Genomic DNA, 12290 nt, shown 5'->3' on the forward strand with positions numbered 1-12290 from the left:
TTCTAGGTCTTTTGTTTTGTATACATTTGATTTTTGAAAGGTACTATCTATTTTTCCATGCTTGGTAACGGGTATCAATTAATAATTGGGTAAGACGTCCCATGGTTTCCCTTTCTTCTGGAGTGAGGGATTGAGCTTGGACGAAGAGATGACGAATGTGTTCGATAGCCTTTAAGGAAGACAAGTCATTGATAGAAGTAATACCAGAATCAAGAATGGTGCCAAAGAAGAGATCGAAGTAGAGCTGGAGTTCTTCGTCAGGGACTGTGGTCACCCACTCCTTGAAGGTTGTGTCAACTTGTTGGCTATCACTGTTGGTCTTATCCAGTTGGACGAAGTGATTGTCCTCAATCTGCCAACTAAAGGTATCGTGCTGGGCGATACCACCTAAGGCAGTACTGTGCACGATGATTTGGTGGGCAGGAATTTCCAGCATCATACCGATAATGGAGCCTTGTGGGATGAAGACCTTGGTTCTCTCCATTATCCTTTGATAGCCCTCAGTTTGTGTCAGCTCTTTATGGAGACCAGGCGCATCAAAGGTATAAACTGCTGTGATCTGATTTTGCGAGCTTTGCTCAATTTGACTAGCAGCATAGATGGCTAGATTGCCTCCCTTGGAATGCCCAGCCAGAATGACCTTTTGCTTAGGATGTTGAGCAAAAAAGTTCTTTAAATAGCGGAGGGCATGCTTTTGAGCAGGAATTTCCTTCATATAGGTCAGGTGGAAATCTTCCTTCCAGCCAATGATGCTGTCATCAGTCCCACGAAAGACAATCAGATAGGTATCGAGAGTGAGGCGGTAGGTCATAGCAGCAAATTGCTTTTGCAGCTCAGGGTCGATGTCGTTGATAAAATGGGAGAGTTTGCAATTTTTGAAGCGTTTGTGTTGAGCTAGTTCATCTAATAGCTGGAGGCGACTTTTACTGGTCAACATGTTAGGCTCCCTTGGAACCTGAAGTGCCAGGTCTAAAAGTCGTTGAGGAATTGTGGAGACCAGATTATCAAAGGAGAGGTAGGTGATTTCTGTTAAGGCTAGAATGTCTAATTCATTCAAAGGAAGGTCGTAAAAGGAATCGTGTGCGACATCTTTCAGATAATCAAAAATATTGGCCATAATAGCTCCTTTCTTTTTATTTATCTTATCACAATCACATAGAATTTACTAGTTGGTTTGTACGAGCTCTCTACATACCGACCTATAATGGTATGATTCAGACACATAGAAGACAGTTGGCTTTTATTTCAAACCTCTAAACATACTTGTTTGTATCTGTTTGTCGTCAATCCCATTCTCTTTTAAGAAATTTTTCATCTCATTTATATCATCAGGTTGGCCGGTTAAGAGATAAATAGCTTGGTTACCGTATTTCATAACCGCATTTTTTAAAAATGCTTGGCTTTGAGAAAAGGTTTCGCTAGTTTTATAAGTTAGATTCGGATTATTCTTACTAAGCTCTCTTAACTCATTATCAAAAATGTTTACTCCTTTGTCTAAATGATTAAGAATGATGGAGCGCTTACCAGCCCACTCTTTCACAACTGGACGTAGAGTAGAAATACCGACATCAGAGGCAAAACAAACCAGTGCTTGGTCATTGTCTTTAACAGATAAAGATGACTCCAGCCAACTCATCTCAATTTTACTACCAGCTGGTAAATGTGTTAAGGTTTCCTTAAACACGCTACCACTATTATGGGTTACAATAAGAATTTCATCCTCATCAGGAGTGGAAGCAAGGGTTAGCCATCGGCTAGCCTGATTCTCCTTTACTGGACTTTTGTCTAGACTAAACGAACTGTCAGGAAGCTTAAACTGAGCATAGGAGCCAGCTTTCCATATTTGATTTTTTGGTTTTGTGATGTGAACTAAATACAAATCTCCGCTGGGATTTTCAATGGATTTTATCGATAAAGTTTGACTTCGTCCAAGATAGGTAATGATTCCCCAAGATATAAAGCCGAGCACTCCAAGTGTAGTTAGAATAATTATGAACATTTTTTTCCCTCGTTTCATTTTTAACTCCTATAGTGTAGTAATTTTCTATGAATGAATAATATTTTTTTTCATTCAATAATTTCCAAAAAATAAAGAAAAGATTTCTTTATTTCAGTATTCCTTTAATGAAGTTGGTTGCTAGTATTTCTACAGTTTTGCTAATATCTGGAAAATCATTTTCTGTGATATGCATATCCATGTAGTAAAATAGGTTGTAAACTTGTAAAATATCTTGAATTTTTTCTGGAGAATGGCCTTCAGCCTGCAAACGATGAGTAAAGGTTTTCACGAGAAATTGATGAAATGGATTCGTGACTTTCCCTTCTTCTGAGGAGTAGTAGCTATGCAACTCATCTGCTATGGCAGGATTGTACCATTCTGCAAGGATTTTATTGGAAGAAACGAGTGCTCTGGATTGAGCAAAGAGTTGACTAATAAGATCAATCATATCAATTTCCCAATCCAGTTCTTCGATCATAGTTTGGCGAACACGGTTGTTTTCATCAATATAGATATCTAAAAAAATAGCCTCTTTACTTTCGTAATAGTTATAAAAAGATCCGACTGCCATATGAGCTTGTCTAGCAATTTCTGAAATTCCTGTCGCCTTGTATCCTTTTTTTGAAAAAACTTCATAAGCTGCGGATTTCAAAGCCTGTTTTTTGTCCAATTTGATTCACCTCTTTTCTGAATGAATATTAAATATTGTTCATTCATATCTTAACAAATCTTTTTCAGATTGTCAATCTGAAAGCTAGAACTTTTTACGGATACCACTTGATAAGGAGCTTTTCAATGTTAGAAGAGTATAGAGTGTCGTTTTAACTACACTCAAGGTTTGGAAGAATAGATATAAATTTTGGTTAAGGGGATGTATAAAAGAACTGAAATGAGGGTTGAAAAAATTAAAAATAAATGGGTAGTGCTGGCACTATGTCTGAAAATAAGGTATGATATCAATGGGGTTATTCACTATCTGTTTTTGAGCTGTTGTGACAAGGAAATGTCAAAAAGGTATTAGATACTAAGCCCTCTATTTATACTAAAGGATTTAAGACTCCTAAAATTAGCAAAGGAGAAGCGCATGCACAAGATTTTATTAGTAGAAGATGATCAGGTTATTCGTCAACAAGTCGGAAAAATGCTCTCTGAATGGGGATTTGAAGTGGTTCTGGTAGAAGACTTTATGGAAGTTTTGAGTCTATTTGTTCAGTCGGAGCCTCATCTGGTCCTCATGGATATTGGTTTGCCCTTGTTTAATGGCTATCACTGGTGTCAGGAAATTCGCAAGATTTCCAAGGTCCCCATCATGTTTCTGTCTTCGAGAGACCAGGCTATGGATATTGTCATGGCAATCAATATGGGGGCGGATGACTTTGTGACCAAGCCTTTTGACCAGCAGGTTCTTTTAGCCAAAGTTCAGGGCTTGTTGCGACGTTCATATGAGTTTGGGCGTGACGAGAGTTTACTGGAATATGCTGGTGTTATCCTCAATACCAAATCAATGGATTTACATTATCAAGGGCAAGTCTTGAATTTGACCAAGAACGAATTCCAGATTTTACGAGTTTTGTTTGAGCATGCGGGCAATATTGTAGCGCGTGACGATCTCATGCGGGAACTTTGGAACAGTGACTTTTTCATTGATGACAATACCCTATCTGTTAATGTGGCTCGATTGCGTAAAAAGTTGGAAGAGCAGGGCTTGGTAGGATTTATCGAAACCAAGAAAGGGATAGGGTACGGATTAAAGCATGCTTGATTGGAAACAATTTTTTCTAGCCTATCTGCGTTCCCGTAGTCGTCTGTTTGTCTATCTGATTTCTTTGACGTTTCTGCTCTTACTCTTTCAGTTTTTATTTGCCAGTTTGGGAATTTACTTTCTCTACTTTTTCCTCTTGTGTTGCTTTGTAACCATCTTATTTTTCACTTGGGACATATTGGTGGAAATGCAGGTCTATCGTCAGGAAATTCTCTATGGGGAGAGGGAAGCCAAATCTCCTTTGGAAATAGTTTTAGCAGAAAAATTAGAAGCGCGTGAGATGGAACTTTATCAGCAGAGGTCAGATTCAGAAAGAAAATTGACGGATTTGCTGGATTACTATACCTTGTGGGTTCATCAGATTAAGACCCCCATTGCAGCTAGTCAACTCTTAGTTGCAGAAGTAGCCGACCGCCAACTGAAGCAGCAATTAGAACAGGAAATTTTCAAAATCGACTCCTATACTAATCTAGTCTTACAGTACCTGCGTTTAGAAAGTTTTCATGATGATTTGGTCTTAAAGCAGGTGCAAATTGAGGACTTGGTTAAGGAAATAATTCGTAAATATGCTCTTTTCTTTATTCAAAAAGGCCTAAATGTCAATCTACATGACCTTGATAAAGAAATCGTGACGGATAAGAAGTGGCTACTAGTGGTTATTGAGCAAATCATCTCAAACAGTCTCAAGTACACCAAGGAAGGTGGTCTGGAGATTTATATGGAGGGGCAAGAGCTTTGTATCAAGGATACAGGAATCGGGATAAAAAACAGTGATGTCCTCCGAGTCTTTGAACGTGGTTTCTCAGGATATAATGGCCGCCTAACCCAGCAGTCATCTGGACTTGGTCTCTACCTATCTAAGAAAATTTCTGAAGAACTGGGGCACCAGATTCGCATCGAGTCTGAGGTCGGTACAGGAACGATAGTGCGGATTCAGTTTGCTCAAGTAAACTTAGTCCTTGAGTGAGAAGAGACAATGAGTTTTTACCCAATCTCTTTTTGCTATATTTCAGGATATTTGAAGACTGTTTTTTACAAAACCAATAATAGAATTTTTAATACGGAATATAGTATAAATACTGGTTCAAAGTGAAGTTTTGTATGCTTTATACTTTTGTTGAGTATAAAATCTATAAACTAAGGGTGAATTACAAAAATTAATTTGAGATGAAGTGAATTGTAGACTTGGGAAATGTCTCCTATTCGATTTCAGAATGAATCGTTGATACAGGATTAAAAGAACTGCAGCTTTCTTTTTATTTTGAATGAGATAGGTGTATATAGATTTGTGTAACTGGTGTAGAACTGTTTCCAAGAATTTATTGAATGTATCGAATACACACATTCTATTGATTTTGAACCAGTTTTTAATTTCTAAATGTTGATAATAGTTTTATCAAGTAAAAGGAGACTGCCATGATTGGAGACAATATAAAATTCTTACGAAAATCACATAATCTGATATAACCAGAATTTTCACGGATTGTGGGTGTGTCACGAAATAGCCTAAATCGTTAGAAAAACTGAAAAAGCTTACTTTCAATAGAAGTATTGGAAATATTCATTTTACATCTATCAAAGAAACATGGGATAGACCTATATTTTACAAAATAGCAAATTATATTTTGAATGATAGTAAAAACGGCAGTACTTGTGTGATTTACAATTATTGCACTCAATGTCCGAGTATCGCACTATCTGAAATAGGGATAGTAGAGATTGTTCTGCGATATGTAAAAAAACGCATTAGCAAGGAGTATCGTATATGCTACCATATCTTAAAACTATTAGATGGTATCTCTTCTTTAATTTTCTTTTTGGTGTAGTATCGAATATCTGCACAGCTTTGTTACCGTATTTCACGCAGGCATTAATCAAAGGGGATTATCAAGTAGCTCTATATGGTTACTCTATGTCAGTGGCAGGCTATTTGAGTTGTAACTATATCCAAATGATACTTGATTGGAAGCAGGGGATTATCTTTTCGACTACTTTGAAAAATGAGTGGTTTCGTTCACTTCTGGGACTCAGTCACCACGATTTCAAGCAGAAAACAGTAGCAGAGTATATTTCCTATCAATCTAATGACCTAGATTCGTTGGAAAAGGATTACCTTCCTCCATTGATGAGTTTTATCAAACAAATTTTACGTATCATCATTTACGCTTTCATTATTAGCAGAACAATTAATCCTATTGTATCACTGATTTTAATCTTTTCCACTGGAATTAGTATTCAAATTCCTAAAATCGTTGGGAAGTTGACCGCTAATCGTAGACAGGTTTACTTGAAAAAACAAGGAGATTACTATCGAACTTTGGAGGATTTGCTTATGGGACATCATTTGGTAAATAAACTAACTATGTCGCATTTTTTGAATCAACAAAAGAGTTCTCTAAAGAATTTGCAGGATAAGTATTTTAAGTATGGTTTGACAAAAATTACAGGCATCTTATTGACAGGTGTTTCTTTTGAATTCATTAGTCTTGTTCTGTTTATTTATTTAGCCTACTCTCTATCTCACCAGCAACTCGGTATTCCTGAGGTGGTGGCGAGTTTCGGATATATTAATGCTTTTTCTGAACCAATACAGGAAATCCTTTATGATTTACAAATGTTAGAGTCCGTAAAGCCTGTAATCAAGAGTTTTCAAAACATTGTTGGGAGACCCGTTTCAGTTCAAGCACCTCAACATTCTTTTGATACGATTACTTTGAAAAACATTTCCAAACAACTGGGAGAATCAAAATTGATAATTACTTCCGCTACGATTCAAAAAGAGGATAAAATTGCGCTTATTGGTAAGAATGGGTCTGGAAAAAGTAGTCTTCTCAATATTTTAAATGGAACAGATGAAGATTTTGAAGGACAAATTGTGCTAGATGGGCTTGTTTTGGACCATCTTTGGGGAAGATTCGGTATGATTCTGCAACAAGAACATACATTTATTTCGAGTTATGAAAATAATGTAACGCTATTCAATAGTTTCAATGAAAAATTCAGAGAAGAAGATTTTGAAAAAATTCCACCACAATCCCTGTCAGGTGGTCAGCAACAACGAATGTATTTAAATCGTGAGAAAAATCGTAAAAATCCATTGCTTATCCTAGACGAACCTTTCTCTGCCTTGGATACTAATCAGTTTAAAATGGAATTGGAAAGAGTTCTGGAACTACCAAGTGCCGTCATTGTTACTTTACATCGCCAAAACGAATTATTAAGTAAGTTTGACCAAGTTTGGGAAATTAAGAATGGAGAACTTGTAATTTTGAAATAGCTAAATTATAAAGAATAAAACACATAGTATTAAGGAGAGATACCGTTTTTCCTTCTTCGGATAAGGAAACAAAAATTTCTTGCTTCATCTATCTATTCAATTGATAGATTTCGTCAGAGAAAGACTGTAAAATTTTTGATATAATGTTAAGGATGGACTAACGGATACTTAAAGGATAATTTTCAAAAGAATAACAGGTGAGAAGAAAAATATGTAAGATTGGACAGAAGTCTCTCTACCTTCATCCATGCAGAAACAAGATTATATGAAATAAAAGGAGTAACCAATGACCAGAAACTATTCAACACGTGAATACCGTGAGAAATTATATGATGATCTTCATGTTCGATTAAGAGATACAGTGATTTTGATGTGTGCGATTTTTATTGCCTCTATCGGCCTAAATATGAATTCAACGGCTGTCATTATTGGAGCCATGCTGATTTCCCCTCTTATGACACCGATTGTTGGACTGGGGTTTGGTTTAGCTATTTTTGATACGCGTTTAATCAAGCAATCTCTAGAGGTTTTATTTACTCAAGTATTGGTCAGCTTGCTTGTCTCAGCTCTGTATTTCTGGATTTCTCCTTTATCTTATGAAAGTAGCGAATTGATTGCACGAACCTCTCCAACCATTTGGGATGTTCTCATTGCTATTGCTGGTGGGATAGCAGGTTTCATTGGTTCAAGGAAAAAAGAAGCAAACAATATCGTACCAGGAGTAGCCATTGCAACAGCTCTGATGCCACCTATCTGCACTGCAGGTTACGGTTTAGCTAATGGAAATGTACGATTTTTATTTGGGGCTCTTTATCTTTTCTTGATCAACTGTGTCTTTATCATGCTAATCAACATTGTTGGAACAAGAATTATGATGAGAAAATCTCCCTTAAGTTCATTTAAAGAGCTAAACATTAAAATGAGAATTGGCTTGATATCCTTGATTGTATTATTGATTCTTCCAGCCAGCTATTCAGCAGTCACTCTAACGATAGATCAAGCGCGAAAAGAAGGAATCAAACAGTTTGTAGGAAAAGAGTTCGCCAATCACACGGTCATTAATCAAGTCTACAAATCAAGAAACAATGAGTTGGTCTTGACGGTTGTTGGAGATCCGATTTCAGAAGAAGAATTAGAAACGCTCCACCAAAAACAAGCCTCTTACGGTATTCAATCTGTTCAATTGAAAGTCAATCAAGTTCATAATTCGACAAAATTAGACAGTGATTCGACCAAGGAATTTTATGAAACCATTAACAAGTATATCGATCAAAAACTCTCTGAAAAGGATTCACAAAAAGATCTTGTAAAAGAAAATGAAGCAGACAAGGATTGAGGATACTGACTTTATCTAACTCATGAAAGTAAATCTTGTGTGGTGCTTTGACCAATCACTACTAGCTCAGATTAAATAAAATATAAAAAGCAACAGCTGAAATAGTTGTTGCTTTTTCTGGCTCTGAAAATGTTTCTCAGACTGTGATTGTTTTATTTCTCAACGCGTGATTTGTTGGCAATATCAGCTAGGATAGCTTGAACAAAGTCATCAACTGAGACAGTTTGTGTTTCTTTTTGTCCGTAGCGACGAACGTTGACTGTTCCGTCTTCCATTTCCTTGTCCCCAACGATTAATTGGTAAGGAATCTTGCTTGTTTGTGAAGCACGAATCTTGAATTGCATTTTTTCATTGCGCTCATCTACGTCTGCACGGACACCACGGTCACGGAGTTTCTTGGCAACTTCCCAAGCATAGTCCACGTGTTTTTCGTTAGATACTGGGATGAGGGTTACTTGGTGTGGTGCAAGCCATGTTGGGAAGGCACCCTTGTAGTTTTCAATCAAGATAGCTGTGAAGCGTTCCATAGTTGAGATAACTCCACGGTGGATCATAACTGGACGGTGCTCTTCACCATCAGCTCCGATATATTTAAGGTCGAAGCGTTCTGGAAGCAAGAAGTCAAGTTGGATAGTAGAAAGTGTTTCTTCTTTTCCAAGAGCGGTCTTAACTTGAATATCCAATTTTGGTCCGTAGAAGGCTGCTTCACCTTCGGCTTCAAAGTAGTCCACGCCCATTTCATCAAGGGCTGCACGAAGCATGGTTTGAGCATTTTCCCACATCTCATCGTTGTCAAAGTACTTGTGAGTATCTTGAGGGTCACGAAGAGAGAGGCGGAAGCGGTATTCAGTCAAGTTGAAATCTTCATAAACATCGATAATCAACTGAAGAGCACGTTGGAATTCTTCTTGGATTTGTTCTGGAGTAACGAAGAGGTGACCATCGTTGAGTGACATTTCACGTACACGTTGAAGACCAGTCAGGGAACCAGATTTTTCGTAGCGGTGCATCATACCGATTTCAGCGATACGGATTGGCAACTCACGGTAAGAGTGAACATGGTGTTTGAAGACTTGGATGTGGTGCGGACAGTTCATTGGACGAAGGACAAATTCTTCCCCGTCACCCATGTCCATAGTTGGGAACATGTCTTCTTGGTAATGATCCCAGTGACCAGAAGTCTTGTAAAGTTCAACAGAAGCAAGTGGTGGAGTGTAAACGTGTTGGTAGCCAGAAGCTAGCTCTTTGTCAACGATATAGCGTTCCAATTCACGACGGATAGTCGCACCGTTTGGCAACCAGAATGGCAAACCTTGTCCCACTTCTTGAGAAATCATGAAGAGGTCAAGCTCTTTACCAAGTTTACGATGGTCACGTTCCTTGGCTTCTTCACGCATTTGAAGGTAGTTTTTCAAGTCTTTCTTGTCAAACCAAGCTGTACCATAGATACGTTGCATCATAGCGTTGTCGCTATTTCCACGCCAGTAAGCACCTGCTACATGGAGAAGGTGGAAGATTTGGATGCGGCCTGTTGATGGGACGTGAGGGCCACGGCAGAGGTCTACATACTCACCTTGACGATAGATAGTCAAACCACCTTCGTCTTCAGAGTGTTCTTCAATCAATTCTAATTTGTAAGGGTCGTTCTTGAAGATTTCACGTGCCTCGTCTTTAGTAACTTCTTCACGGATTGATGGGAAGTTTTCTTTGACAATTTTTTGCATTTCTTCTTCGATACGAGGAAGGTCTTCGTTAGAGATTTGACCAGCTGTGTTGTCAGTATCGTAGTAGAAGCCGTCTTCGATGGCTGGACCAACTCCCAAGTGAATGTCTGGGAAAAGACGACGAGCTGCTTGGGCGAACAAGTGAGCAGCTGAGTGACGCAAGATTGGAAGGGCATCTTCGTGATCAGGTGTCACAATTTCGATACTTCCATCTTCAGTGATAGCACGAGTAGTGTCGATGAGTTTGCCGTTGAATTTACCAGCCAAGGCTTTTTTAGCTAGGGAATTGCTGATAGATTGGGCAATTTCAAAAGTAGTAACGCCAGATTCGAATTCACGAACAGCGCCATCTGGGAAAGTAATGTTAATCATGATGTTCTCCTTACTTATATTATTGACGAATGTGTTAAGCCCTATTTGGAAAACAGGGATAGAGGATTGTGAAAGCTAGAAAAACAAAAAGCGACATCCTCGAAAGGACGTCGCAACGTGGTTCCACCTTCATTTATGTTCCTCAAAAAAGAGGGACACCTCTGATTGGCTCTAACGTGGCCACCGTTTTATGTTTTCATAAAAAATCACGAGTAGTATCAGTTTAGGCTTTCTATGCGTTTCCAGCAACCACGCACTCTCTAGTAGAAAGGGACTAAGTGACTTGTCTCTATGGATTATTATAGCATGATTGTGAGATTTTTCAAGGATTTTGTGAAAGTTTTTTGTTTTTCATTTTTGTAGAATATGCTTGATGCCAATACCGGAAGCCATGTCCACCAGAGCCAAGGTTTCATAGATTAGCAAGTAAATTAGTATAAACTCACCAAAGGTTATGATAGTAAAGCAAAAGAGCAGTCCGTTACCAATTAACCACCAAAGTGAGAAACGGAAACGGTAGCTATAAAGTAGCGATACAATCAAGATTACCAGAGGTGTAAAGAAGAGAATATTATTTACGTAGAGACTCTTGAGAAAAAGGGGGTCAGAAATGATTAGTGATAACAACTCATAAAGTGGCCAGTAAAAGAAAAAAGATGACCAAATAATAGGGGAGATGGGAATAGAATCTAGGCATGATAATCACCTCGTTTTAAAAAACAGACAACTTAGATTTCTTGCTATGATTATTATAGCATGTTTAAAACAAGAAAGTAAATCTGTTGACAAAGATGTTAGTTATTGGTAGAATAGGGATTGTCGTAAAGACAAATAACTTCTTCTTGGTTACAGGCATGCCAACCTGTCACTCGGATGAAGCCAAATAAAAAGGAGAAACATCATGGCAATCTCAAAAGAGAAAAAAAATGAAATCATCGCACAATATGCACGTCACGAAGGTGATACAGGTTCAGTAGAGGTTCAAGTTGCTGTCCTTACTTGGGAAATCAACCACCTTAACGAACACATCAAACAACACAAAAAAGACCACGCTACTTACCGTGGATTGATGAAAAAAATTGGTCGCCGTCGTAACTTGCTTGCATACTTGCGTAAAAACGACGTTAACCGTTACCGTGAGTTGATCAACTCTCTAGGACTTCGTCGTTAATCTTGCGTCTAAACCGTTTCTATACTTCGTTGGCTTCGGCTCGATGTACCATTAGTACAACCTTCGCCTCGTCGCCTAGTCTATAAACGGTTTATCCAGCAAGACTGGAGCTCTCTGACTTCAGAGGGCTTTTTTATGTTATCAACTTACCTTGGTATACTCAAGTATTATCTTTGGTTACGGTTCCTAGCACTGTAAGGTAAAATAAACCAGATATTCTCCCTTCGGGGAGATATTTTTGTTTCACTAAAGTTTTTTGTACAATCTTCGCCTAGTCTATAAACGGTTTATCCAGCAAGAATCATGATGCTAAGGGCGTAAGAAATCCGTATGAAAATAGGGAAACGACACCGTGTTCGATGAACACAAGGAGTTCCATCTTTTTCACTAGGATTTTAGCCTGAGCTCAAATCAGCTCTCTGATTTTCAGAGGGCTTTTTTATTGAGGTTTTATCGGTCACAATTTTGGAGACTACAAAAACCTCAAATGGTATCAGCTAATTACACCATAAGGGTGCGTAGCTACTCGGCTTGAAATGCCGAGTAGCTGTCTGCAAGCTCCTTCGGAGAGCCCACACTTTACGAAGTAAAGTATAGTATGTTATACTCTACATGGAAGTAGTCACTGAATTCCAGTTAGAAATTACTT

At 38.2% G+C, this 12290-nt stretch carries 9 protein-coding genes; 5 read left to right on the plus strand and 4 right to left on the minus strand.

The genetic code is table 11. The annotated features are described in order from the left end of the window. Positions 1 to 43: 43 nt before the first annotated feature. The 3 genes from TZ91_RS01655 to TZ91_RS01665 all read right to left on the minus strand — a co-directional run bounded on the left by TZ91_RS01655 (position 44) and on the right by TZ91_RS01665 (position 2675). Positions 44 to 1117, minus strand: a complete 1074-nt coding sequence (locus TZ91_RS01655; protein ID WP_033686829.1) for a DUF2974 domain-containing protein — start codon at positions 1115 to 1117, stop codon at positions 44 to 46. Positions 1118 to 1240: 123 nt separating this feature from the next. Further along, positions 1241 to 2017 (minus strand): ferredoxin reductase domain-containing protein, encoded by a 777-nt coding sequence (locus TZ91_RS01660; RefSeq protein WP_033686828.1) that lies wholly within the window; start codon positions 2015 to 2017, stop codon positions 1241 to 1243. An 88-nt stretch (positions 2018 to 2105) separates the two neighbouring features. Continuing rightward, positions 2106 to 2675, minus strand: a complete 570-nt coding sequence (locus TZ91_RS01665; protein ID WP_101776789.1) for a TetR/AcrR family transcriptional regulator — start codon at positions 2673 to 2675, stop codon at positions 2106 to 2108. 408 nt (positions 2676 to 3083) lie between these two features. Between TZ91_RS01665 and TZ91_RS01670 the strand changes: the two genes are divergently transcribed. From TZ91_RS01670 to TZ91_RS01685, 4 genes are all read left to right on the plus strand, one after another. Next, the gene (locus TZ91_RS01670) at positions 3084 to 3761 is read left to right on the plus strand and encodes a response regulator transcription factor (RefSeq protein ID WP_000548991.1); all 678 of its coding nucleotides are present in this window, start codon (positions 3084 to 3086) and stop codon (positions 3759 to 3761) included. Next, positions 3754 to 4728, plus strand: a complete 975-nt coding sequence (locus TZ91_RS01675) for a sensor histidine kinase (protein ID WP_033686827.1) — start codon at positions 3754 to 3756, stop codon at positions 4726 to 4728. Before TZ91_RS01670 ends, TZ91_RS01675 begins: the two co-directional genes overlap by 8 nt. Before the next feature lie 798 nt (positions 4729 to 5526). Beyond that, positions 5527 to 7038, plus strand: coding sequence for an ATP-binding cassette domain-containing protein (locus TZ91_RS01680; RefSeq protein WP_033686826.1), 1512 nt, complete (start codon positions 5527 to 5529; stop codon positions 7036 to 7038). Positions 7039 to 7324: 286 nt separating this feature from the next. Next, the gene (locus TZ91_RS01685) at positions 7325 to 8374 is read left to right on the plus strand and encodes a DUF389 domain-containing protein (RefSeq protein ID WP_033686825.1); all 1050 of its coding nucleotides are present in this window, start codon (positions 7325 to 7327) and stop codon (positions 8372 to 8374) included. Positions 8375 to 8526: 152 nt separating this feature from the next. Here the strand turns inward: TZ91_RS01685 and thrS are convergent, their stop codons facing one another. Then, positions 8527 to 10470, minus strand: a complete 1944-nt coding sequence (gene thrS / locus TZ91_RS01690; protein WP_023945494.1) for a threonine--tRNA ligase — start codon at positions 10468 to 10470, stop codon at positions 8527 to 8529. 901 nt (positions 10471 to 11371) lie between these two features. On the opposite strand from thrS, the gene rpsO reads away from it, so the two are divergent. Beyond that, positions 11372 to 11641, plus strand: coding sequence for a 30S ribosomal protein S15 (rpsO, locus tag TZ91_RS01700; RefSeq protein WP_001018251.1), 270 nt, complete (start codon positions 11372 to 11374; stop codon positions 11639 to 11641). Positions 11642 to 12290: the final 649 nt, after the last annotated feature.

The organism is Streptococcus mitis (genome assembly GCF_000960025.1).
Taxonomy (GTDB): Bacteria; Bacillota; Bacilli; order Lactobacillales; family Streptococcaceae; genus Streptococcus; species Streptococcus mitis_DH.

Excerpts from the sequence above, each read along its gene's own strand:
- TZ91_RS01655 (WP_033686829.1), bottom strand. The coding sequence starts at position 1,117 with ATGGCCAATATTTTTGATTATCTGAAAGATGTCGCACACGATTCCTTT.
- TZ91_RS01660 (WP_033686828.1), bottom strand. The coding sequence starts at position 2,017 with ATGAAACGAGGGAAAAAAATGTTCATAATTATTCTAACTACACTTGGA.
- TZ91_RS01670 (WP_000548991.1), top strand. The coding sequence starts at position 3,084 with ATGCACAAGATTTTATTAGTAGAAGATGATCAGGTTATTCGTCAACAA.
- TZ91_RS01675 (WP_033686827.1), top strand. The coding sequence starts at position 3,754 with ATGCTTGATTGGAAACAATTTTTTCTAGCCTATCTGCGTTCCCGTAGT.
- TZ91_RS01680 (WP_033686826.1), top strand. The coding sequence starts at position 5,527 with ATGCTACCATATCTTAAAACTATTAGATGGTATCTCTTCTTTAATTTT.
- TZ91_RS01685 (WP_033686825.1), top strand. The coding sequence starts at position 7,325 with ATGACCAGAAACTATTCAACACGTGAATACCGTGAGAAATTATATGAT.
- thrS (WP_023945494.1), bottom strand. The coding sequence starts at position 10,470 with ATGATTAACATTACTTTCCCAGATGGCGCTGTTCGTGAATTCGAATCT.
- rpsO (WP_001018251.1), top strand. The coding sequence starts at position 11,372 with ATGGCAATCTCAAAAGAGAAAAAAAATGAAATCATCGCACAATATGCA.